This window comes from Lactobacillus sp. UMNPBX15 (assembly GCF_002553785.1).
GTDB classification, from domain to species: domain Bacteria; phylum Bacillota; class Bacilli; order Lactobacillales; family Lactobacillaceae; genus Lactobacillus; species Lactobacillus crispatus.
On record NZ_PCYV01000016.1, the window covers coordinates 13,690 to 37,656 of the forward strand.

Here is a 23,967-nt window from a genome sequence, read left to right on the forward strand (position 1 = left end):
CTTTATTGAAACTTGCCGTAATAATCAAGCAACTTTTTAGCTAGTTCATTTCTAAAATATTCAAGCAACCCAATCATTTGTGAATATGGCATATTCGTTGGCCCAAGTAAAGCAATAGTTCCTTTACCATGGGAGCCAACACTGTACTCAGCTGTCAGCAAACTATAATTTTTTAATAAATCATTGGGTAATTCAGATCCCAACTTAACCTTTACTGGATAATTTCCAGACTTTGGATCCACCTTTGCATCCATTAAATTAGTGAACAGATTATTATGATCAATCAACTCGTACAAAGAACGAATGTCATTTACATCATGTTCAGAAGTATTATTGAGCAAATTAATCTGTCCATCCACATACATCTGCTCACTAGCTGCATCTTTTACGACATCTTCAACTAAACTAAGCAATTCAGTCACATGTTCGCCGCCTAATTCGTTTTTAGCTAATTCACTTAGCAACGAAACGTTGATTTCATTTAGGCTCTTTCCGACTAACTGATCATTAATCATGCGGACAGCCTTTTCAATTTCTTCGCCGTGAATATTATGTGGCAAAGCATATACCTGATTTTGAATGTTACCATCACTTGTAACCAAAATTGCCATAATCTGTCGTTGAGACAGCGGTACAATTCTAAATCCTGTGACTCTAACATCATGACTTTCAGGTCCTTCCGCAAATGCGGTATAGTTAGTTAAATCTGACAGAATTCGTGCAGCTTCTTGTACAATTTCATTTACTTGATGAAAAGGTCGATCTAATTGGCTTCCTATTGTATTATAAACAGACTCTGGTAATTGCAACGGCTCAACTAAATTATCAAGATAATAACGATAGCCCTCGCTTGAAGGAATTCGACCACTTGAAGAGTGAGTTTTTTCAATTAACCCCTGCTCTTCCAACACGGCCATTTCATTTCTAATCGTTGCACTTGAAACTTTAATTGGCAACTGCTTCATTACGGTCTTTGAACCTACTGGCTCATGACTTTGTGTAAAGTCTGTAATTATTGTTTTTAAAATAAGCTCTTGACGCTCGGTCAACATATTATATCGCCCTCACTTTTAGCACTCACATCTCTCAGGTGCTAACAGTTAATATGATACCAGAAATTAGCACTAAATCAAGTAGATTGCTAATTTTATTCAAAAAAATACGCACTTTTTTCAAAGTACGTAGCTTCTTAACCCTTTTGCTTAAAATAAGCCCTAATTTCTTGCTCATCTCGTTCAAGTTGCTCTTTCAGTTCAGGTAATCCGGCAAATTTTTTCTCACCTCTGGTATATTTATACCATTTGATCTTCATTGGCTTACCATAGATATCTTCATTAAAATCAAAAATATTAGATTCAATATATATCTTCTTGTCCTGATTAATGGTTACATTATAGCCAACGCTAGTCATGGAGTTATACCACTTACCATTTACTTTAGTCTTGGTAGCATAAACTCCAATTTTAGGAATCACCTTATGTTCTGCCCAAATCAAATTAGCTGTTGGATAGCCTAGCTTATGACCATTTCGTTTACCATGCCCAATGATACCACTCATTACATAATGGTGCCCCATTAATTCAGTGGCTAATTCCATCTGACCATCCTTAATTGCTTGACGAATTTCAGTTGAGCCAATTTTTCTACCGTTAAAAGTTTGCTTTGGCATCACTACAATATTAAAACGCCCTTTGGAAAATTGGGGTAAATTAGCCATATTTGCAATATTCTTAGGACCATAAGTGTAATCAAAGCCAGCAACAACGGTATCAGCATTTAATCTGACAATTACATTATCGACAAATTCTTGTGCAGAAATTTGACTGAAATTTTTAGTAAATGGTAAAACAGCCAAATAATCTACTCCTAATTCCGCCATTTTGTTAGCTTTTTCTTCCAAAGTTTCTAAGTATTTAAAATCTCGTTTCGACTCATAAACTTCCTTAGGATGTCGATCAAAGGTCAACACAACTAATGACAATTTCTTCTGTAATGCAATTTCTTTAGCCTGATTAATTAAGCGCTGATGTCCCAAATGAACCCCATCAAAAAAGCCAAGGGCAAGCACAATTCTAGTAGATAAAATATTTTCCTTAACAGGATATGTTAAATGAACGATTTTCACAGCTAATTCCTTCATTTCATTTATTCATTTTGCAACAGCATTAAGCTTGGGCGATAAAGCTTTCCTTTTTTTTCATAAATTGCTTTCACCTTTTTATTGTATCGTAGTGCAACTTTTTTCGCATTAGTTTCAAGCGAAATACCTGCTCCATTTTTAACTTTAAGCCACTTTTCTTCAGTTAAATCAACCTGAGTGTATTCCTTAAAAAATGCATCAATCGGCTGTATAAGTTCAGTGGCCTTTTCCGGATTCTCTTCAATCTCCTTTAATTTTACTGCTTGTGTAATATCAAAGCCAGAACTAGCTGTTCTTCTCAAATAAGTCATCGTTGCGGGGCAATCTAATTTTTCACCTAGATCATTAACTAACGATCTAACATAAGTGCCTTTGCTGCATTTAATCTTAAAATCAAAGCTTTCTTGCCCAGTATTTATATCAAAAACTGGTTCTTTAGTTAGATCATATTGTTTGACTTCAACCTTTCTCTGAGGTCGCTCGACTTCAATTCCTTCACGCGCATATTCATAAAGATGTTTACCATTCACTTTAACAGCAGAATAAATTGGAGGCACTTGAACAATTTCTCCTACAAATTTATTCATATTTTCTTGAATTTCTGCACCAGAAAAAGGCTGAATCAACTTTTTTTCTTTTAAAACAGTTCCAGTTGCATCATAACTATCTGTGCTATAACCAAATAGTCCCGTGCCAATATATTCTTTTGGCCTAGTATGCATCATTTCAATTAATTTAGTAGCCTGACCAATAGCAATTGGTAAAACGCCTGTCACCTCGGGATCAAGCGTACCAGCATGTCCTATTTTTCTAATATTTAATACGCGGCGCAAATGATAAACTACATCTGCACTAGTCATCCCTTTATCTTTATCAATAACTAAAATTCCGTTTAACATAATTATTCCCTATTCCTTTCAACAAAAAAAGGGCACCATCACGGCGCCCTCTTTTTTATTTGTTTTCCCGCTTAGCATCTTGTTTCTTAACTTCTGCAATCAAACGGTCAATCTTACTACCATACAAAACTGAATTATCACGTTTAAAAATTAATTCAGGAACCTTATAAACAGTTAATGTTTGACCAAGCAAATGACGCATCATGCCTTTTGCCTTTTCAAAACCTGCCTGAACCTCTTCTTCCTTATGCTCATCTTCAGTTAGCAGGCTGTAATAAACAGTTGCATATGAAAGATCATTCGTACATTCAACTGCGGTAATAGTTACACCACTTAAGCGCGGATCACGAATATTCTTTTGTAAAATCTTGGTTAATTCGCGTAGAATTTCACCTTCAACACGACCAATTCTATGCTTCATGTTTTCCTCCTAATAGTAATTACTTAGGCTCAACTTGTTGCATTTCGTAAACTTCGAATTCGTCGCCAACTTTAATGTCGTTGTAGTCCTTAATCGTTAAACCACAATCGTTACCTTGCTTAACTTCCTTAACATCATCTTTAAATCTCTTAAGTGAAGCAATTTCACCATCATACTTAACGATACCATCACGGATAACTCTAATCTTAGAATCATTCTTAACCAAGCCCTTATCAACGAAGGAACCAGCAATTGTACCAACCTTAGAAACCTTCCAAGTTTCACGAACAGTAAGATTACCGATAACCTTTTCTTCATAAGTTGGTTCAAGCATACCCTTCATGGCAGCAGTAACATCATCAATAGCCTTGTAAATAATGCTGTAAAGACGAATATCTACGCCATCGGTTTCAGCTTGGCTCTTAGCAGTAGCAGTTGGACGAACGTTGAACCCAATAATAAATGCATTTGATGCACCAGCCAAAGTTACATCTGATTCATTAATGGCACCTACACCTGAGTGAATGATATTTACACGTACGCCTTCAACTTCAATCTTTTCAAGCGATTGTTGTAAAGCTTCTACAGAACCTTGAACATCAGCCTTCAAGACAATGTCAACTTCCTTCATGTTTTCCTTCTTCATAGTATCGAAGAGGTTATCAAGAGTTACGTGTTGAACATTTTCACGAGACTTTTGTAAAGCTTGTTGTGCTCTAGCTTCACCAACACTTCTAGCGGTCTTTTCATCCTTAAATTCAACTAACTTATCAGCAGATTCAGGCACATCGTTCAAACCAGTAATTTCAACAGGTTCTGATGGTGTAGCCTTCTTAACTTGACGTCCACGATCATTAGTCATAGTACGAACACGACCAAAAGTGTTACCAACAACAATCGGGTCACCAACATTAAGTGTACCTTGTTGGATTAAAACGTCTGCTACAGGTCCACGACCACGTGACAAACGAGCTTCAATCACAGTACCAATTGCCATTTCAGTTGGATTAGCCTTAAGTTCCATCACATCAGATTGCAACAAGATCATTTGTAATAAGTCATCAACATTTTGACCTGTCTTAGCTGAAATATTAACGAAGATAGTATCACCACCGTAATCTTCAGGAATCAAATTGTATTTCATTAATTCCTCAGTTACGTGTTGTGGATTTGCACCTGGCTTATCCATCTTGTTAATTGCTACAATTATTGGAACATTAGCACTCTTTGCATGGTCAATTGCTTCTACAGTTTGTGGCATTACACCATCATCTGCAGCAACAACCAGTACAACAATATCAGTAATTTCAGCACCACGTGCACGCATGTTAGAAAATGCTGCGTGTCCTGGTGTATCCAAGAATGTAATTAAGCGATCATCTAATCTAACTTGGTAAGCACCAATCTTTTGAGTAATACCACCAGCTTCATGAGCTGAAACATGAGTATGACGAAGACGATCAAGTAAAGTGGTCTTACCATGGTCAACGTGTCCCATGATTGTAACAACTGGTGGGCGTTTAACCTGGTTTTTAGATTCCTTTGACTCTTCCATTCTCTTGTCATAGATATTATCAATATCAGAGATGTCTTCATGAACTTTTTGCTCAGCATTGATACCATATTCAGCAGCTAAAAGTTCAATTGTATCTTTATCCAAAGATTGGTTTTGGTTAGTCATCACGCCAAGCATGAAGAGTTTCTTAACAATTTCAGCTGGTTCACGGTGAATTAACTTACCAATATCTTGAGCGTTCATACCTTCTTCGTAAACTAATGATTCTGGTAATGGACGTTCCTTACGCTTAGTAAGTGTTTTCTTTGGTTTTTGCTCTTGTTGACGTTTTTTATTCTTACGCCGCTTTCTCTCTGAACGATCTGAATGGTCACTACGACCATTGCCAAATTGATTTTTACCCTTGCGTCCTGGCTTTCCCATGTTGCGACCACGATTATTGCCGCGTTTTTCTTCCTTAGGAGCCTCAGGAATAGTAACTTGAACTCGTTCTTTAGTCGCTTCAGGCTGTTGCTTCTTCAAACGAGCTGGAGAAGGCTTTAAAATCTTAGGACCAATAACTTTCTTTTCTACTGGTTCTGCTTTCTTCTTGTTATCTTTGTGGTTGGTTGTTTTCTTATTATCTTTCACTGGCTGTTCTTGTTTTGGATGTCTTAATTGCTCATGATATTCTTTTCTGGCTTTTTGGGCTTCACGATTAAGTTGCCCTTCTTCTGCCCGTTGCTTTTGTTTAAATTGTTGTAACAAAGCAGCTGCCTTTGGCTTACCTGTATTATTTCTACGATCATTTTTATTCTCATGACCGTGATTATTTGAACGACGTTTATTATTGCGTTTCTTAGAATTCTTAGAACTATTATTATCTTCTTGCTTCTTTTCATTTTTGCGAATAGAAGAAACAGAGATTTTTATTTTATTCTTTTTATTAGAAGATTTTGCAGCAGGAGCGGAGTTTTGGAAACTATTCTTTAACTTTGCAACCTGTGAATCATCTACTGATGACATGTGATTCTTTACATCTAAGCCTAAATCCTTTGCTTTTTGGACTACAACTTTGTTATCAACGCCGACTTCTTTTGCGATTTCATAAATTCTTTTCTTTGCCATCCAATCACACTCCTTCATTTATTTTTTTAACTAACGCCTTAGCAAAACCAGCATCAGTTAATCCTAAAACTTTGCGTTTTTTGCCAATTGCCTTTGACAATTCAATGGCAGTAAACATAGTTATCATAGGAATATTGTCTTTTCTGGCAGCGCGGTTTACTTTTTCTGCCGTGTTGTCTTGAACATCACTAGCCATAATAACCGCTTTGATTTTATGCTTATTAAGTTCATTAATGACTGTCTCTGTACCGGTAGTTAACTTACCAGCACGCTCAGCTAAACCTAACAAATTAATTGCTTTTTGTCTATTTTGCAATCTTATTTATCACCAAATAATTCTTTTCTTGCCTTTTGATGATCAACATAAGAGTAAAGCTCATCGTAAAAAGTATCTGGAACTTTCGCACCTAAACTACGTTCTAATACATTCTTCTCTTTAGCAGCTTCAATCTTACTTGGATCAAGGGAAACATATGCGCCGCGACCAGCCTTTTTACCTGTTGGATCAACTGACACATTTTTTTCTTTATCGATAACAATACGTACTAATTCCTTCTTGGGCTGCATTGTATCGGTTAATAAATCCTTCCGCATTGGGATTTTTCTTTTTTTCAAAAAAATCACCTATTCTTCAGTTTTATCTTCTTTACTTGAATCTTCTACAGTAGTTGTATCATCTGAGCTTTCAACGTCAGCAGCGTCATCTGTACTTTCAACATTTTCAGAAGTTTCGCTACTATCTGCAGCATCAGCTGTATCATTTGTTTTTTCATCTACAAATTCTACTTCAGATTCAGGACGAATATCAATCTTATAGCCTGTCAAACGAGCAGCTAAGCGAACGTTCTGACCTTTCTTACCAATTGCAAGTGATAACTGGTAATCTGGTACGATAACTAAAGCACTTTTTTCTTCTTCATCATCACCAAATTGAACCGCAATCACTTCTGCTGGATTTAATGCATTAGCAATAAAGTCAGATGGATCTTCTTCATACTTAACGATATCAATATTTTCACCGCCAAGTTCGTTAACTACATTTTGTACACGAGCACCCTTTTGGCCTACACAGGTACCTACCGGATCGATGTTAGGATCATTTGACTTAACAGCCATCTTAGTTCTGTCACCTGCTTCACGTGCGATTGAAACAATTTCAACGGTTCCATCATAAATTTCTGGAACTTCTTGTTCAAACAATCGTTTAACCATGTCAGGAGCAGTTCTTGAGACTGTAATTTGTGCACCCTTGCTATCGGAGCCAACATGAGTTACTAGTACACGAATCTGATCTTGGGGATTGTAAACCTCATTTGGCATTTGATCACGGTGAGGCATAACAGCTTCAACATTACCAATCTTTACATAAACGAAACGATTGTCGCGTCTTTCCACGGTACCAGTAACCAATTCATCTTCATATTGTGAATATTCATCAATAATATGTTTTCTTTCGGCTTCACGTAGACGTTGCATGATAACTTGCTTAGCAGTTTGAGCGGCAATTCTACCAAAATTTTTAGGTGTTACTTCAAAACGAATTTCGTCGCCTACTTCATAAGCACGATTAATTGTTAAAGCATCCTTTAAACTAACTTCAAGACGGTCATCTTGCACTTCGTCAACAACAGTTTTAACTGCCATTACCTTGAAGTTACCTTTTCTTTCATCAAAATCAACTTCAACGTTTTGTGCTTGATTATAATTCTTTTTGTATGCAGCTACCAAAGCGGCTTTAATTGCATCAACAATAACATCTTGCTTAATGCCCTTGGTATTTTCCAAAGTAGCAAACGCTTCTAGCATTTCTTTAGACATAAGTTTTTGATCAACCTTTCTAAAATTCAATTGCAAAACGAATATTTGCAATTAACTTACGGGGAACAGTTAATGTTTTTCGTCTTGTCTTATCTTTTATTTCTAATACAACTTCGTCATCATTATAAGACTTGAGTGTACCTTCATACATTTTTTTATTCTCAATCTTTTGATAAAGACCGACATGAATATAATCATTCAGAGCTTTTTCCCAATCAGCTTTTGTTTTGATTGGTCGTTCTGCCCCTGGAGATGATAATTCCAAAACATAGGGATCTGGAAGCGGATCGGGATCAAGAGCATCCAGCTTTTCGGAAACAAGTTCACTTAAAGCTGCAATCTCATCAATGTCAATACCGTTTGGTTGGCGATCAACATAAATGCGTAAATAATTTTGCCCTTTTTCTTTAACGTATTCCATATCAACCAACATGTCACCATGTTCATCAATAATTGTTTCGACAACTGGACGAACAGAATCTATAACTTTAGACAAAAATTTTCCTCCGTAATAAAAAGAGTGAGCATCACTGCTCACTCGAATTTACCTATTCGAACTTCATACGTAGTATACCATGTTTTACCTGATCTTGTAAAATTTAACTATCAGAAAAGTGATAATTGATTTTCATCTGGCATCCCTTCCAAGACACCATTTTCTTCGAAATAATTCATAATTGTTTGTGATACTTTACCGCGCTTAGCTAAATCTTCTTTAGACAAAAACTTCTTTTCTGCACGAGCAGCTACAATCTGCTTAGCTGCATTATCCCCTAAACCAGGAACAGCATTGAACGGTGCTAAAATTGTATGCTTATCTAAGATCTTAAAGTCAGTTGCTTCAGATTGATCAATATCAACCATTTTGATCTTAATCCCTCGTTCTAGACATTCATTAGCTATTTCTAGCACGGTCATCAAACTCTTATCCTTAGCTGATGCATCGTTTCCTTTATCCTGAATTTCCTTCATTGCAGCCTTAACAGTATTCTTACCATGACTCATTGCAACCAAATCAAATAGATCGGCACGAACTGAAAAGTAAGCTGTGTAATAGATTTCAGGATAATATACTTTAAACCAAGCAATTCGTAGAGCCATTAAAATGTAAGCCGTAGCGTGAGCCTTAGGGAACATGTACTTGATCTTCAGACAAGAAGGAATATACCAATCTGGAATATTCTTATTTTTCTTTAAAATAGCCATATTTTCATCGCTGATACCACGACCATGACGAACGGATTCCATTGTTGAAAAGGCAACTTCTGGCTTAACGCCCCAGTGAATTAAGTCCATCATGATGTTGTCACGACAACCAATTACATTTTTCAGTTTGCAAATTCCTTGATTGATTAAGTCCTCAGCATTTCCTAGCCATACATCAGTCCCATGGGACAAACCTGAAATCTGTAATAATTCAGAAAATGTCGTTGGCTTAGTCTCCTCAAGCATTCCTCTAACAAAACGGGTACCAAATTCTGGAACACCCAAAGTTCCAGTTTCTGATTGAATCTGCTCTGGAGTAACACCTAAAATATCAGGACTAGAAAATAATGACATGACTCCAGGGTCATCGGGTGGAATAGTCAATGGATCAATCCCAGACAAATCCTGCAAGTGACGAATCATAGTTGGATCATCATGTCCCAGAATATCAAACTTCAAAATATTATCATGAATAGAGTGGAAGTCATAGTGAGTAATCAACCAAGCGGCATTTACATCATCGGCTGGATACGATACCGGCGTAAAATCGTAAATGTCCATATCATCGGGCACTACAACAATTCCTGCAGGGTGTTGACCAGTAGTTCTTTTGACACCACGGACACCAGCGGCCAAACGGTCTAATTCCGCATTTCTTAGCTTTAAATCATGCTCTTCATCGTAGTGTTTAGCATAACCGTAAGCAGTCTTATCCGCAACAGTCGCAATCGTTCCAGCACGATATGAATTATCTGGTCCAAACATTACTCGAATAAAATTATGGGCTACTGGTTGATAGTCACCTGAGAAGTTCAAATCGATATCAGGAACCTTATCGCCGTGAAATCCTAAGAAAGTCGCAAATGGGATATCTTGTCCATCTTTAACTAATGGAGTTCCACATTTTGGACAATCTTTATCAGGCAAGTCAAAACCAGAACCATATTCCCCATTTTCAAAGAATTGTGAATACTTACAGTTAGGACAACGATAGTGTGGAGCTAACGGATTAACTTCAGTAATTCCTGACATCGTTGCTACTAGACTAGAGCCAACAGAACCACGAGAACCTACCAAATAGCCATCTTTATTTGACTTAGCTACTAAACGCTGAGAAATCAAGTAAATAACCGCATAACCATTCGAAATAATGGAATTTAATTCCAAATCTATTCGATCCTTAACAATCTTCGGTAATGGCTTACCATATAATTCATAAGCCTTATCATAGGTCAACTTCTTCATTTCTTCATCGGCATGTTCAATATGTGGTGGGTATAACCCATCTTTAATTGGCTGAATTTCTGACAATTCATCAGCAATTTTATTGGTATTGTCAATAACAATTTCCTTAGCCACATCTTCGCCTAAGAATGAAAATGCATCTAGCATTTCCTGTGTTGAATAGAAATGCAAATCTGGCTGCGGCTTATTTCGACTAGGGTTTGATCTCTGAGCCGCAATCAAGATTTTACGATAAATAGCGTCCTTTTGGTCAACGTAGTGGGCATCGCTAGTTGCAACTACAGGCTTATTTAATTCCTTCCCTAATTTAATAATATTTTCAATAATTTCATGTAATTGATCTTCATCCTTAATCAAACCATCAGCAATTAATTGCGAACAGGTTGCTGGAGGTTGAACTTCAAGATAATCATAAAATTTAGCTTTTTCTCTTGCTTCGTCGTAACCTTTTTGCATCATTGCGATAAAGACATCGCCTTGCCAACAACCAGAACCATAAAGTAAACCATCATGCAAACGAGCCAAATCTGACTTCGGCGTACGAGGAATACGGAAAAAGTCCTTCGTGCTGGCAATTGATACTAATTTGTAAAGATTCTTTAATCCAGCTTGATCCTTTGCCAAAACTGTCATATGGGAAGGACGGGCTCGTTTATAAACTTCACCATGTGCTGCATAGCCATTCAAATTATTCAAATTATTTTCATGATACTTTTTATTAAAAGCATCTAACAATTTAAACATTAAATAGCCAGTTGCTTCAGCATCCTGATTTGCCCGGTGATGGTGTTCCAAAGAAACATTATACTTCTTAGCTAATGAATCTAAAGTATGACGACTCTGCTCTGGATGTAGTAAACGCGATACTTCAAGTGTATCAACTACTGGCTGAGTAATTTCTTTTAGCCCTGCACGTCTTAATGCTGCATTAACAAACCCAACATCAAATTGAACGTTATGTCCACACAGTGGTCGATCGCCATAAAAGTCTTGGAATTGCTTAATGACAACTGCTTCATCATCGGCTGCGCCAACCATTTCATCTGTAATTGAAGTCAAATTAATAGTTTGCTCACTTAAAGGATGGTGCGGATTAATGAACTTATCAAAGCGTTCAAGCACTTCTCCATTCTTCATCTTAACCGCACCAATCTCGATAATTGTGTCGTAAACAGATGACAACCCCGTAGTTTCAACGTCAAAAATTACAAACTCGCGGTCTTCATAGGTCATCGGTGCAGGATTCAAAACTAGTAAAGCATGATCATCAATCATATTAGCTTCTACACCATACAATATTTTCATGTCCAGTGCTTTACCACTGCTATATGCTTCAGGGAATGATTGAACATCACCATGATCGGTAATCGCAATTGCCTTTTGTCCAAACTTCTTAGCAGTTTTAATAAAGTCCGTCGGAGTATTAGTTGCGTCAACCTGACTCATATTAGTATGAACATGTAGTTCAACTCGTTTAGGCTCACCTTCGTATTTTTCAGTTCGCCCAACATGCTCGACAGTCTCTAAGCTACTAATATTAAAAACTACATCATGTATATATTGATCATCAGCAACTGACCCCTGCATTTTAGCCCAAGTTCCTGGTTTAATTGCAGATAGCTCTTCAATTTCATCTTTATTAGAAACAAATTTCTTAAATGCAATTGAATCACTATAATCCGTAATTTCGCCAGAAAAAATGATTGCGCCAGATTTAAGCTCACGAGTTTCAACATTAAAAATATTTCCCTCAATTACTACATTACGTACGCCATCTTCCAGCTCTTTAATTTGTGTAATTGGAGCATTTTCATCTAATTTACGTTTACCATAATTAGTACGTCTAGTTGGATACTGTTTAGGTTGTTGCGGTTTAGGTTTGTCTGGCGTCTTCTCAAAGACTTCCTGCATGCTTTTTTCATGCTCTTGTTGCAACTCCTGCAAACTTTCTAAATTGTTTTTAGAACTTGTCTGATCCAGCTGAGTTATAAATTTCAAATTAAAGAAGCCATAATCACGCATCTCTTCAGCTAAATCATCTAAAGCCTTCTGCTCAATTAAACCATCAATCACATTATTATCAACTGGAATAACCCAGCGGCCATCAACTTTTTTAGGTTTTTGGCCAGCCAAAAATTCACGAGCCACAGGTTGCAAAATATTTGAATTTTGAACTACATAATGCCAATAATCTGGTAAATATTGATCAGAACCATCAGCTGTTCCAACATAAAATCTTACATTTACAAAAGAAGAAAAAGTTTCTTCTACAGCTTTTCTTAATGCTACATAGGTGTCATACATCAAGGGAGTATCAAAAAAAACGTGGATATCCCACCTGTGTTCTTTAGCGTAAACATCCACGTTTTCAATTTTCCCTTTTTGTAGAAGCGCATTGTCTTCAAAACTATCAGGAAATTGAACCTGTTTGAGCAATTTTAAGAAAAGATCGTTTTTATTTGCCACAAAAATTATCCTAACTCTTGATTTACAAACTTATCTAATTCATCAATTGACATTTCGGTTGCTTTGTCATCAGTTGGTCGCTTAACTTCAACAATGCCATCAGCAGCCTTCTTACCAATCGTAATTCTAATTGGTGCACCGACTAAATCTGCATCAGCAAACTTAACACCAGCACGCTCTTTACGATCATCGTATAAAACATCATACTTTTCACTGAATTTCTTTTCAAGTTTTTCAGCTAATTCAGTTTGATCTTCTTTATTCATCTTCATTTGAACAATATGTATTGCAAATGGAGCGATTTCCTTTGGCCATGCAACACCACGTTCAGTTAAGTGTTGTTCAACAGCTGCTGATAACATTCTAGTAACGCCAATACCGTATGAACCCATGATGACAGGCTTTGCTTTACCATTTTGATCTAAGAAATCTGCACCCATGGTCTTAGTGTAATAAGTACCCAACTTGAAAATGTGACCAACTTCAATTGAAGTAGTGAACTTAAGCGGTAAATGATCAACAGGATCTGGTTCACCTTCGTTAGCAGTCCGAATATCAGCAAATTCATCCACCTTGAAATCACGGTCTAAGTTAGCATTTTCAAATTGATAATCGGTTTCACCTGCACCAACTACAACGTTGTAAAGATTCTTAACAGTTTCATCTGCAATAATCTTATCAGCCCAATCTGCATTAACAGGACCAACGCCACCCTTTTCACTACCAGTGATTTCCTTTAAATCAGCAGTATTTGCTTCATGAACCTCATCAGCGTCAAGGATATGACCCAACTTAACCTCATTGATTTGCTTGTCACCACGGATTAATACTAAAACTTTTTGGTCATCAGCAATGTATAAAATACTTTTAACAATTCTAGTAGCTGGTACATCGAGGAATTTAGCTAATTTTTCAATTGTATCGCAGCCTGGCGTAGCTACCTTAGTTAATTGCTTAGCATCTTCTGGTTCTTGCTTGAAAGTATCAATACTCTTAGCCATTTCAAGGTTGGCAGCATATGTTCCTTTTTCATTAGTAGCAATTGTATCCTCACCGATAGCAGCAGGGGCTTGAAATTCAGTAGAGTTTTTACCTCCCATTGTACCTGAGTCAGCAATTACAGGGTGAACAGTAACACCGGCACGTTTAAAGATACGCTTATATGCATTTTTTTGATCATCAAATTGTTCATCCAATTGATCACGAGTTGCAGCAAAACTGTAACCATCAAGCATTACAAATTCACGCCCACGAAGAAGGCCAAAACGAGGTCTATTCTCATCACGAAACTTAGTCTGAATTTGATACAAAGCAAGTGGCATTTGTTTGTAACTCTTTAAGTTCTTAGCAATAATTTCGGTAAAAGTTTCTTCATGTGTAGGTCCAAGCAAGCTTTCACGTCCATGACGATCTTTTAACTTGAACATTTCTGCACCATATTTCTTGTAACGGCCACTTTCTTGCCACAAAGTTGCAGGAAGTAAATGAGGCATAATCATTTCTGGAACATTAATTTTATCCATTTCTTGTTCAATGATTCCCTCAGCCTTGCGTAAAACACGGTAGCCTAATGGAAGATAAGCATAAACTCCAGCTGTGACTTGGCGAATATACCCACCTCTAATCATCAGCTTATGACTTTCAGCCACTGCATCTGATGGTGCTTCCTTCAAAGTTGGCATAAAAAATTTTGATTGACGCATTCTTATCTCCTAAAGTAAAAAATATAATTATTTAATAAAATAGCGATAGATATCGTTACCTGTAACTGCAATAATTAAAACTAATAATAAGCCGAAACCAATTAATTCAACAATTGCCTCATGTTCTTCAGAAATCGGTTTACCGCGAACTAATTCAATTAAGTTCAATAAAAGTTTACCACCATCAAGCCCAGGAATTGGAATTAAATTGACAATTCCCAAATTAATCGAAATCATTCCTAAAAAGGCTAATACATAAGTAAAGCCCATTTGTGAAACTTGTGAAGTTTGAGAATAAATTCCAACTGGACCTGATAATTTATTCAAACTAAAGTGGCTAAATAAGTTACCTACGGCTCTGAAAATCAGACCGGTAGTTGAAACAGCTGTATCCCAGCCACGTTTTAATTTAACAACTGCATTCTCATTGCTCTTAGCTACAATACCAATTTGATAAACTGTTTGTTTTTGAATTTTATGAGCTTTTGGCTTAACTGTAACTTTCCTAATTTGACCATTTTTCTTTAATTCAAAGTGTAAGGCCTTGCCTTTACTTTGATTAATCTGCTGTGACACTTGATCAAAATTATTAATCTTTTGTCCATTAATTGCCACAATCTGATCACCAGTCACAATTTTTGCATCACGCGCTGGTGAATTAGCCTGAGTTGATCCAACTGTAGTTGTTGCTGGACCTGGAACTGTAAATGTCCAGATTAAAAATACTACAAACCCAAGAAGAATGTTCATAAAAGGTCCAGCAAAATTAGTTGCCAACTTTTGCCAAACATTAGCTTGATTAAATTGTGTATCTCGAGGCGCAATAATTAATTCAGTTCCGTTTTTTTCAATAATAGTTGCATCATGAGCTACGTGATAAGTTACTGGATCATTTTCATCGCCATTTTCGTAACCCTTAATTATTAAATCGTCTACTAGATCAGCCTCTGTTACTTGAACGGGAATTCCTTCAATTGGTATTTCGCTTTCTGAAGCATCAATTCTCACTACTTCATTTTGTTCATTCAATTGTAAAACAACCGTCATACCAGGATCCAGCTTGCTTTCATCGTCAGCGCCTGCTAAACGAACATACCCACCAAGTGGTAACCAACGAATGGTATAAGTGGTGGGGTTACGTCTAATTTGAAAAAGCTTTGGACCCATTCCAATTGAGAATTCTCTAACCAAAATACCTGACTTTTTGGCTACGATAAAATGCCCAAATTCATGGACAAATACCAATATACCAAAGACGACGATAAAGATTAGTATACCCTTCAATAAAAAATTCTCCTAATGAACAATACCTAAAATTGTAGCCACTACTGGCAATACAAACAGCATACTATCAAAGCGATCCAGGATACCACCATGACCCGGCAAAATCTTTCCGGAATCTTTCACACCATAGAAACGCTTGTAAGCTGATTCAACTAAATCACCCATTTGACCAACAATTGATAAGAAAAAGGCCAGAATAATCATCGTTAATTCAGATACACCAAAGTTAATACCAAAGCTGCCAAGAATCGCCATGTAGATGGCACTACAAATTAAGGCACAAATAACTGCACCGATCGAGCCCTCCCATGTTTTATTAGGACTAATAACTGGCCACAATTTATGTTTTCCAATCTTACGTCCAATCATGTAGGCACCGATATCAGTGGACCAAACAACAACAAAAACATAACCCAGCAATGCTAAACCGTTTTGTGGGTATGCTCTAATGGCTGCCATATAGTGAAAACCTATTCCAATGTAAAGTGCAGCCAAAATATATACACCTACATCATCAAAAGTGGTTTTATTCTTTGAAAGAACAGTCCAAGTCAAGAACAACATAATAATTCCATAAAACACACCTAATTTAGTGATATTTGAAGGAAATACTTTAAAGAATGAGTCTGGAACTGTCCAGGTTAAAGTTGCAAGTAAGGCTAACAAGAAATTAAAAGAAACTAAGATTTGTTTCTTCATTAAAAAGATTTCGCTAATGCCAACTGCTGCGAATAATACAGTCAGCCAATCCATCCAAAGGCCACCTGCGAGCACAATTGGAATAAAAAGACATAAGGCAATAATTGCCGTAATTGTACGTTGTTTCATATTTAACTATCCGATTCGTCTACTTTACCAAAGCGCCGGTTACGGTGCTTATAATCTTCTACAAATTTTTTTAAATCATTTTCATCAAAATCTGGCCAATTTTTTTCGCTAAAGGCAAGTTCTGAATATGCTAATTGCCATAACAAGAAATTAGAAATTCGCTGTTCACCGGACGTTCTAATTAATAAATCCGGATCTTGATATGGACCAAAGTTTTTAGTCATCAAATGGTCTGAAATCATTTTTTCAGTAATTTCTTCGCTTTTCAGTGAACCAGCTTCAATCATTCCACCGAGCTCCTGCATAGCAGACGTAATTTCTCTTCTTGACCCGTAGTTAAAAGCAAAATTCAGAATTAAGCCTGTATTATTGGCCGTCTCTGACATTGCACGTTGAACAATGCGATAAGTCTTTTCAGGCAATTCATCCAAATAGCCCATGATATTTACCTTAACATTATTTTCCATCAATGTTGGCATGTATTTATCAAAAAAGCGAACAGGGAGGTTCATTAAGTAAGCTACTTCTTCTTTAGGACGAGCCCAATTCTCAGTAGAAAAAGCATAAAGTGTCAAAACTTTAATTCCTAATTTATCAGCAGCTAAAGTAATCCGCTCAACATTATCCATTCCCTCTCGATGGCCAACAAAACGAGGTCTATGCCTCTTTTTTGCCCAACGTCCATTACCATCCATAATAATGGCTAAATGATTTAATTCATTATCCTTATTACTCATCTTTAACCTTGAGTAATTTCCTTACGCTTTTCATCAGCAAGTTGGTCAATCTGCTTAGCAGCATCATCAGTTACTTTTTGTACTTGCTTTTCTAAGTTACGTTGTTCGTCTTCAGTAATATCACCATTCTTTTCATCTTTTTTCAAAGTATTCATGGCATCACGGCGAACATTTCTCACAGCAATTTTAGCTTCTTCCGCAAATTTTCCAACTTCTTTGGCAATTTCTTCTCTTCTTTCACCAGTGAGTTGAGGGATTACTAATCTAATTACCTTACCATCATTTGCCGGAGTTAATCCTAAGTTTGAAGCCAACAATGCATGTTCAATATCATCTAATGAATTTTGATCATATGGAGTAATAAGCAATACACGTGGTTCAGGAATGGTAATACTAGACATTTGAGTCAATGGAGTTGGTGCCCCATAGTATTCTACTTGGACATTATCAAGAAGAGCAGCGTTAGCAACACCTGCACGGATAGAAGCTAATCTCTTTTGATAAACCTTAATAGAATCCGTCATTTTAGTTTTTGCTTTTTCAATAGTTTCGTTATTCATTATTTATCACCTCTAATAACAGTACCAATATTTTCACCCAATACAACCTTCTTGATATTGCCTGGAGTATTAACGTTAAAGACAATTAATGGAATTTCAGTATCCATTGAAAGTGAACTTGCAGTTCTATCCATGACCTTCAAGTCCTTTGAAATTAAATCAAGTTGAGTTAATTCTGAGAACTTAGTTGCTGAAGGATCAGTCTTTGGATCAGCTGAGTAAACACCGTCAACACCGTTTTTAGCCATCAAAATTACATCAGCACCAATTTCAGCTGCACGAAGGGCTGCAGTAGTATCAGTTGAGAAGTATGGATTACCAGTACCACCACCAAAAATGACTACACGACCCTTTTCAAGGTGACGCAAAGCTCTTCTTCTAATGTAAGGCTCCGCAATCTGTCTCATTTCAATTGAAGTTTGCATTCTAGTAGGAACACCTATTTTTTCAAGACCATCTTGCAAAGCTAAACCATTCATGATAGTTGCTAACATACCCATGTAATCTGCTTGAGCACGTTCCATACCCAACTTAGCGCCAGTTTCACCACGCCACATGTTACCGCCACCACAGACGATACCAATTTCAACACCTAAATCATGAACTGATTTGATTTCTTTAGCTAAGTGACCAATTACAGTAGGATTAATCCCCGTACCCTTGTCACCTGCTAAAGCTTCACCTGATATTTTTAAAATGACACGTTTATATTTAACTTGACTCATAATGACCTCCTCTAATAGCTTTAATTATTCTACCATATCTAATGCCGCAATGTCTTTTAACACTTAAAACACTACAAAATTTTTACAAAAAAAGGAGGAGCACACGCTGTACTCCTCCTTTCTATGATAATTATGTAATAATGACTACTTCATTTGTTCACGAACTTCAGCAGCGAAGTCTTCTTGCTTCTTTTCGATACCTTCGCCAACTTCGTAACGTTGGAAAGCAACTAACTTAGCACCTTTTTCCTTCAAAAATTCGCCAACAGTCTTGCTATCGTCCATAATGTAGTCTTGTGATAACACTGCAAATTGCTTATCAACTTGAGTATTATCATCAATAAAGCGTTGCATCTTACCAGGAATAATTCTGTCCCAAATCTTTTCTGGCTTACCTTCTTCTTTAAGTTCAGCCTTGATGTCTTCCTTAGCCTTAGCCAAAACATCATCAGTTAATTGCTTAGCTGAACCGTAAACAAGGTGAGGTAATGGTTTCTTATGTACCAATGCACGACTTTCATTGTCTTGGTCAATCTTGTGGTTCATCACAGCTAATTGATCAGTGATAAATTGATCATCTAATTCGTCTGGTGAAATAACCTTAGGGCTCATAGCAGCGATGTGCATAGCCAAGTGCTTAGCAGTTGCAGCATCTGCACCTTCTAAAACAGTGATAACACCAATTTGGCCACCATTGTGTTGGTAAGCACCGAATTCTTGGTCGTCATTCTTTTCTTCTAAAGCAAAACGACGTAAAACAATCTTTTCACCAATTGTAGCAGTTGCGTTAACGAATGATTGGTCTAAAGTAGTACCATCAGTCATCTTCAATTCCTTAGCTGCTTCCATATCAGCTGGCTTACCTTCAGCAATAGTCTTAGTAGCTTCATTTACCAAGTTAACAAACTTGTCGTTTTGAGAAACAAAGTCAGTTTCTGAGTTAACTTCAGTAATAGCTGCCACATTACCATTAACGTAAACGCCAGTTAAACCTTCAGCTGCAACACGGTCAGCCTTCTTAGCTGCCTTAGCCATACCTTTATCACGAAGGTATTGAACAGCCTTATCCATGTCACCGTCAACTTCTACTAATGCCTTCTTAGCGTCCATAACGCCAGCACCAGTACGTTCACGTAATTCTTTAACTAATTTTGCAGTAATTTGTGCCATTAATAGATCCTCCTACGGAACTAATAGTAAAATCTAGTCTTCTGGGTTTTCTTCAGCGCTAACGATTTCTTCTGAACCGTCTGCATTTTCCTTGAAGTCAACTTCAACTGATTCATCATCTTGACCTTGTTGACCTTCAACAACAGCATCAGCCATAGCACCAGCAATCAAACGAATAGCACGAATAGCGTCATCGTTTGATGGAATAACTACGTCGATTGGGTCTGGATCAGTGTTGGTATCAACCATAGCTACAACTGGGATACCCAAAATGTTAGCTTCGTGAACAGCAATCTTTTCTTTCTTAGGGTCTACTACGAACAATACATCTGGAATTCTTGGCATATCTTCAATACCACCAAAGAATTTTTCAAGCTTGTCCATTTCCTTAGTTAAGAGAGCAACTTCCTTCTTTGGAAGAACATCAAAAGTACCATCTTCTGACATTTGCTTTAATTGCTTTAATCTCTTAATACGGCTTTGCATAGTTGACCAGTTAGTCAAAGTACCACCCAACCAACGTTGGTTTACGTAGTATTGACCTGCACGAGTTGCTTCTTCAGCAATTGAATCTTGAGCTTGCTTCTTAGTACCTACAAATAAGAAAACGCCACCGTCTTGGGCAACAGCCTTCATGAAGTTGTAAGCATCATCTAACATCTTGATAGTCTTTTGCAAGTCAATGATGTAGATACCATTTCTTTGAGTGAAAATGTAAGGAGCCATCTTTGGGTTCCATCTTCTAGTTTGGTGACCAAAGTGGACACCTGCTTCAAGCAATTGCTTCATTGTAACAACGTCTGCCATATTAAATTCCTCCTATGGTTTTATATCCTCTCAAGCGTTCATTTCATCATCTAACCACTACCCAGGGCACCACAATGATGATCGCTCTTGATGTGTTTTAAAATTTATATGCTGACACAGCATACTCGAATATTTTACAAGAAAAAATTCAGACTTGCAAGGCTAAAACTTAATATTATGCTCGTGCAAAAATTTCTCTTTCCAAGCTCGTGAATGATGCTTAAACCAGTATTCTCGTTTCAAAGCTAAGCGTTTATCGTCAAACTGTTCATGATAAATCATTCGTACAGGCCGCCGCGTTTTGGTATACTTAGCACCCTTCCCAGAATTATGCATTTTTAAGCGATGCTCTAAGTCATTGGTAAAGCCACCATAAAAACTGCCATCATTGCACAATAATACATAAAAATAGTATTTGCCTTGTGCTTCATGTTTAGCTTTGTCATCTGCAGTTTCTCGTGAGATTCGCTGTACTAATGGAGTGAAGTCGCCATTTGATTCATGAACTTCAACAGCATCTTTCAAAACAGTTCCATCAGTTCCAGTATGCTTGACGGCTTCTACAATAATTAAATTAGCATCTTCACCGCAATGTGGCACAAAAGGCTGCACCATTTTAATACTCAAATCATGCTTTATACAGTAGTAAGCAATCTCACCTAGTCGCTCTGGTCGATGTACCATGAACATCTTGCCCTTCATCTTAAGCAAGCCACTAGCCACTTCAATTATTTGCTCTAAATTAATCAAAAGTTCATGGCGAGCGATGGCTTTTTTGCGATCTAGATTAACTTCATGACCTTCTGGCGCTTTAAAATACGGTGGATTTACCGTCACCACATCATAACTATCTTTACGCAAAAAATGCGGAACATTTAACACATTATCTTGATAAACTGAAATTCGATTCTCCATATCGTTTAATTCAATCGAACGCACAGCTTGAGAATAAATTTCATCTTGAATTTCAATTGCATCATAATGTGCTCGGTTAAAATATGCCATATAAATAGTTGCGGCACAGTTACCCGCACATAAATCTGCTACTTTATCCTTATCGCGAATTAATCCTTTAGCCCAATATGCTAATAATAAGGTATCCATTGAAAAACTAAAGGCTGTTTTATCTTGGATAATTCGCAAATTATCACTGTACATATAATCGATTCGTTCATTATCTTTAAGCTCAACCATAAAAATATTTGCCTTTCTTGTCTATCTATTTTTATAATATTACAACAATTGGAGGAACAAAAAGATGTTTTATAAAATAATTCGTCCGATTGCCCGCTTTATCGTATGGGTACTAAATGGACACTTACATATTCATCACAAGAATCGTTTACCTAAAGGTAACTATATCTTAGTTGCACCTCACCGTACCTGGTGGGAACCTATCTTGTTTGCCTTAGGTGCTAGTCCAATGGAATTTATGTTCATGGCTAAAATCGAACTATTCAAAAATCCGGTTTTACGTTTTATTTTAGATCATGCCCATGCCTTTCCTGTCGATCGAAAAAATCCAGGACCATCTGCATTAAAAATCCCAGTAAAAGGATTAAGAAAAGGGGAATTATCATTAATCATTTTTCCATCGGGCACAAGACACTCTGCTGAATTAAAAGGTGGTGCACTTTTAATTTCTAAAATGTCGCAAAAGCCAATGGTTCCAGTAGTTTACCAGGGCCCATTAACTTTTAAAGGTTTATTGAAAAGAAAGCCAATGGAAGTTAACTTCGGCAATCCAATTACGATTGATAAAAAGACTAAGTTAACTCACGAAAATGAACAAATTATTTATAAGCAATTAGAAGATGCTTGGAATAAATTGGATGATGAACTAGACCCTAATTTCCACTATGTAGCTAAATAACATCAATGCTCAGTTAATGGTTAAATTTTTAAACTATGATCATTAGCTGAGTATTTTTTATTGCATAAATTTTTTAGTGTTAAAATAAATAATTAGGTTTAATAATTATTGGAGGAAAGATAATTGTTAGAAAAAACATTTTACAAAATGATGCTTAGCAAGTCCTTCCCTTTTCCCGTTAAAGTAACCTACTGGGACGGTAAAAGCGAAGTCTACGGTAATGGTACTCCTGAAATCGAAATTGTCTTTAACGAAAAGATCCCTATGGGCGATATTACTAGAAATGCTTCACTCGCACTTGGTGAAGGATACATGGATAAAAAGATTGAAATCTATGGGGATATTCAAAAATTAATTTTTGGTGCTTACGAAAGTGCCGACAGTTTCATGCGTTCTTCAAAGTTCCGCAAATTCTTGCCAAAACAAAAGCATACAGAAAAGCAAAGTGAAGAAGACGTGCAAAGTCACTACGATATCGGTAACGACTTCTACAAGTTATGGCTTGATCCTACTATGACTTATTCTTGTGCTTATTTTGAAAATGGCAACGAAAACGATCTTGAACAAGCACAAATTGCTAAAGTTCACCACATTTTAAATAAATTAGACCCACAAAAAGGCAAGACTTTACTCGATATCGGTTGTGGTTGGGGCACATTGATGCTCACCGCTGCTAAGGAATACGGTCTTAAGGTTACCGGTGTTACTTTGAGTGAAGAACAATACAAGTTAGTACAAAAGCGTATCTACGATGAAAACTTGCAAGATGTAGCTGAAGTTAGACTTGAAGACTACCGTGAACTTGGTGATCAAAAGTGGGATTATGTAACTTCAGTTGGTATGTTTGAACACGTTGGTTCAGAGAACTTACCTAAATACTTCCAAGATGTTTACAAGTACTTAAACAAAGATGGTATTGCTTTAATCCACGGTATTACTCGTCAACAAGGCGGTGCTACTAACGCTTGGATTAACAAATACATCTTCCCAGGTGGTTACATTCCAGGTTTACAAGAAATCGTCGGCGGTATCGTTGACAGTGGCTTGCAAATTACTGATATGGAAACTCTTCGTCGTCACTACCAAAGAACTCTTGAAATTTGGGACAAGAACTTCAACGCTATTCGCGATCAAGTTGAAGATAAAATGGGTGAACGTTTCACTCGTATGTGGGACATGTACTTAAATGCTTGTGCTGCTTCATTTGAATCAGGCAACATCGATGTCATCCAATACTTGCTTACCAAGGGCCCTTCTGGTAAGAACTTACCAATGACTAGAAATTACATGCTTAAGTAATTTAAAAATATTAACAGACCTGCATTAGATGCAGGTCTGTTTTCTATTTAAAGTAAAAATCATTCGTAAGCGTCAAATAAAATAGTGTACTTAAAAACCGTCCCAGTTACTGTTATACTGAGACGGTTATTTAAGTTCTTTTATTTACAATTCTTCTGGATCT

The 23,967-nt window shown here is 36.9% G+C and carries 21 protein-coding genes; 2 read left to right on the plus strand and 19 right to left on the minus strand.

The features are described from left to right. Window positions 1-2: 2 nt before the first annotated feature. The 19 genes from hrcA to CP366_RS05395 form a co-directional block, all read right to left on the minus strand. A complete protein-coding gene (gene hrcA, locus CP366_RS05305; RefSeq protein ID WP_005719259.1) occupies window positions 3-1,052 on the minus strand; it encodes a heat-inducible transcriptional repressor HrcA in 1,050 nt (349 codons plus the stop codon). Window positions 1,053-1,189: 137 nt separating this feature from the next. Further along, window positions 1,190-2,140, minus strand: coding sequence for a riboflavin biosynthesis protein RibF (ribF, locus tag CP366_RS05310; protein ID WP_180707127.1), 951 nt, complete (start codon window positions 2,138-2,140; stop codon window positions 1,190-1,192). 5 nt (window positions 2,141-2,145) lie between these two features. Next, window positions 2,146-3,039, minus strand: coding sequence for a tRNA pseudouridine(55) synthase TruB (truB, locus tag CP366_RS05315; RefSeq protein WP_089146771.1), 894 nt, complete (start codon window positions 3,037-3,039; stop codon window positions 2,146-2,148). 55 nt (window positions 3,040-3,094) lie between these two features. Continuing rightward, window positions 3,095-3,460, minus strand: a complete 366-nt coding sequence (locus CP366_RS05320; protein WP_013086491.1) for a ribosome-binding factor A — start codon at window positions 3,458-3,460, stop codon at window positions 3,095-3,097. Window positions 3,461-3,479: 19 nt separating this feature from the next. Next, complete coding sequence (gene infB / locus CP366_RS05325; protein WP_089148113.1) at window positions 3,480-6,083, minus strand: translation initiation factor IF-2; 2,604 nt, start codon at window positions 6,081-6,083, stop codon at window positions 3,480-3,482. A 4-nt stretch (window positions 6,084-6,087) separates the two neighbouring features. Beyond that, window positions 6,088-6,399 (minus strand): ribosomal L7Ae/L30e/S12e/Gadd45 family protein, encoded by a 312-nt coding sequence (locus CP366_RS05330; protein ID WP_005719268.1) that lies wholly within the window; start codon window positions 6,397-6,399, stop codon window positions 6,088-6,090. 2 nt (window positions 6,400-6,401) lie between these two features. Then, entirely contained in the window at window positions 6,402-6,698 is a 297-nt protein-coding gene (gene rnpM, locus CP366_RS05335; protein WP_005719270.1) for an RNase P modulator RnpM, read from the minus strand. A gap of 9 nt (window positions 6,699-6,707) precedes the next feature. After that, a complete protein-coding gene (gene nusA, locus CP366_RS05340; RefSeq protein WP_089145795.1) occupies window positions 6,708-7,901 on the minus strand; it encodes a transcription termination factor NusA in 1,194 nt (397 codons plus the stop codon). 19 nt (window positions 7,902-7,920) lie between these two features. Further along, a complete protein-coding gene (gene rimP, locus CP366_RS05345) occupies window positions 7,921-8,397 on the minus strand; it encodes a ribosome maturation factor RimP (RefSeq protein WP_005722018.1) in 477 nt (158 codons plus the stop codon). 110 nt (window positions 8,398-8,507) lie between these two features. Then, a complete protein-coding gene (locus tag CP366_RS05350) occupies window positions 8,508-12,818 on the minus strand; it encodes a PolC-type DNA polymerase III (RefSeq protein ID WP_089146770.1) in 4,311 nt (1,436 codons plus the stop codon). Between the two features lie 5 nt (window positions 12,819-12,823). Beyond that, entirely contained in the window at window positions 12,824-14,521 is a 1,698-nt protein-coding gene (locus CP366_RS05355; protein ID WP_005719278.1) for a proline--tRNA ligase, read from the minus strand. 27 nt (window positions 14,522-14,548) lie between these two features. After that, window positions 14,549-15,805, minus strand: a complete 1,257-nt coding sequence (rseP, locus tag CP366_RS05360) for an RIP metalloprotease RseP (RefSeq protein WP_057726513.1) — start codon at window positions 15,803-15,805, stop codon at window positions 14,549-14,551. A 12-nt stretch (window positions 15,806-15,817) separates the two neighbouring features. Continuing rightward, complete coding sequence (locus CP366_RS05365) at window positions 15,818-16,633, minus strand: phosphatidate cytidylyltransferase (protein ID WP_023488787.1); 816 nt, start codon at window positions 16,631-16,633, stop codon at window positions 15,818-15,820. A 2-nt stretch (window positions 16,634-16,635) separates the two neighbouring features. Next, window positions 16,636-17,370, minus strand: coding sequence for an isoprenyl transferase (locus CP366_RS05370; protein WP_005719282.1), 735 nt, complete (start codon window positions 17,368-17,370; stop codon window positions 16,636-16,638). 2 nt (window positions 17,371-17,372) lie between these two features. Continuing rightward, window positions 17,373-17,930, minus strand: coding sequence for a ribosome recycling factor (frr, locus tag CP366_RS05375; protein WP_005719284.1), 558 nt, complete (start codon window positions 17,928-17,930; stop codon window positions 17,373-17,375). After that, window positions 17,930-18,655, minus strand: a complete 726-nt coding sequence (gene pyrH, locus CP366_RS05380) for a UMP kinase (RefSeq protein ID WP_005719286.1) — start codon at window positions 18,653-18,655, stop codon at window positions 17,930-17,932. Before pyrH ends, frr begins: the two co-directional genes overlap by 1 nt. Window positions 18,656-18,799: 144 nt before the next feature. After that, a complete protein-coding gene (gene tsf, locus CP366_RS05385) occupies window positions 18,800-19,825 on the minus strand; it encodes a translation elongation factor Ts (protein WP_013086499.1) in 1,026 nt (341 codons plus the stop codon). Window positions 19,826-19,858: 33 nt separating this feature from the next. Next, the gene (gene rpsB / locus CP366_RS05390) at window positions 19,859-20,632 is read right to left on the minus strand and encodes a 30S ribosomal protein S2 (protein ID WP_005719291.1); all 774 of its coding nucleotides are present in this window, start codon (window positions 20,630-20,632) and stop codon (window positions 19,859-19,861) included. A 162-nt stretch (window positions 20,633-20,794) separates the two neighbouring features. Next, entirely contained in the window at window positions 20,795-21,826 is a 1,032-nt protein-coding gene (locus CP366_RS05395; RefSeq protein ID WP_089148112.1) for a GIY-YIG nuclease family protein, read from the minus strand. A 64-nt stretch (window positions 21,827-21,890) separates the two neighbouring features. Here CP366_RS05395 and CP366_RS05400 point away from each other — a divergent pair, with 64 nt between their 5' ends. Together CP366_RS05400 and CP366_RS05405 are read left to right on the plus strand one after the other, a co-directional pair. Beyond that, complete coding sequence (locus CP366_RS05400; protein ID WP_057726517.1) at window positions 21,891-22,505, plus strand: 1-acyl-sn-glycerol-3-phosphate acyltransferase; 615 nt, start codon at window positions 21,891-21,893, stop codon at window positions 22,503-22,505. 123 nt (window positions 22,506-22,628) lie between these two features. Then, entirely contained in the window at window positions 22,629-23,804 is a 1,176-nt protein-coding gene (locus CP366_RS05405; protein WP_089148111.1) for a cyclopropane-fatty-acyl-phospholipid synthase family protein, read from the plus strand. Window positions 23,805-23,967 lie beyond the last annotated feature (163 nt).

Bases quoted from the DNA above. Each gene is read 5' to 3' on its own strand.
- truB (WP_089146771.1), bottom strand. From the start codon at position 3,039: ATGTTAAACGGAATTTTAGTTATTGATAAAGATAAAGGGATGACTAGT.
- pyrH (WP_005719286.1), bottom strand. From the start codon at position 18,655: ATGAGTCAAGTTAAATATAAACGTGTCATTTTAAAAATATCAGGTGAA.
- CP366_RS05320 (WP_013086491.1), bottom strand. From the start codon at position 3,460: ATGAAGCATAGAATTGGTCGTGTTGAAGGTGAAATTCTACGCGAATTA.
- CP366_RS05355 (WP_005719278.1), bottom strand. From the start codon at position 14,521: ATGCGTCAATCAAAATTTTTTATGCCAACTTTGAAGGAAGCACCATCA.
- CP366_RS05365 (WP_023488787.1), bottom strand. From the start codon at position 16,633: ATGAAACAACGTACAATTACGGCAATTATTGCCTTATGTCTTTTTATT.
- ribF (WP_180707127.1), bottom strand. From the start codon at position 2,140: ATGAAGGAATTAGCTGTGAAAATCGTTCATTTAACATATCCTGTTAAG.
- hrcA (WP_005719259.1), bottom strand. From the start codon at position 1,052: ATGTTGACCGAGCGTCAAGAGCTTATTTTAAAAACAATAATTACAGAC.
- nusA (WP_089145795.1), bottom strand. From the start codon at position 7,901: ATGTCTAAAGAAATGCTAGAAGCGTTTGCTACTTTGGAAAATACCAAG.
- CP366_RS05395 (WP_089148112.1), bottom strand. From the start codon at position 21,826: ATGGTTGAGCTTAAAGATAATGAACGAATCGATTATATGTACAGTGAT.
- infB (WP_089148113.1), bottom strand. From the start codon at position 6,083: ATGGCAAAGAAAAGAATTTATGAAATCGCAAAAGAAGTCGGCGTTGAT.
- rpsB (WP_005719291.1), bottom strand. From the start codon at position 20,632: ATGGCAGACGTTGTTACAATGAAGCAATTGCTTGAAGCAGGTGTCCAC.
- CP366_RS05370 (WP_005719282.1), bottom strand. From the start codon at position 17,370: ATGAGTAATAAGGATAATGAATTAAATCATTTAGCCATTATTATGGAT.
- tsf (WP_013086499.1), bottom strand. From the start codon at position 19,825: ATGGCACAAATTACTGCAAAATTAGTTAAAGAATTACGTGAACGTACT.
- CP366_RS05400 (WP_057726517.1), top strand. From the start codon at position 21,891: ATGTTTTATAAAATAATTCGTCCGATTGCCCGCTTTATCGTATGGGTA.
- frr (WP_005719284.1), bottom strand. From the start codon at position 17,930: ATGAATAACGAAACTATTGAAAAAGCAAAAACTAAAATGACGGATTCT.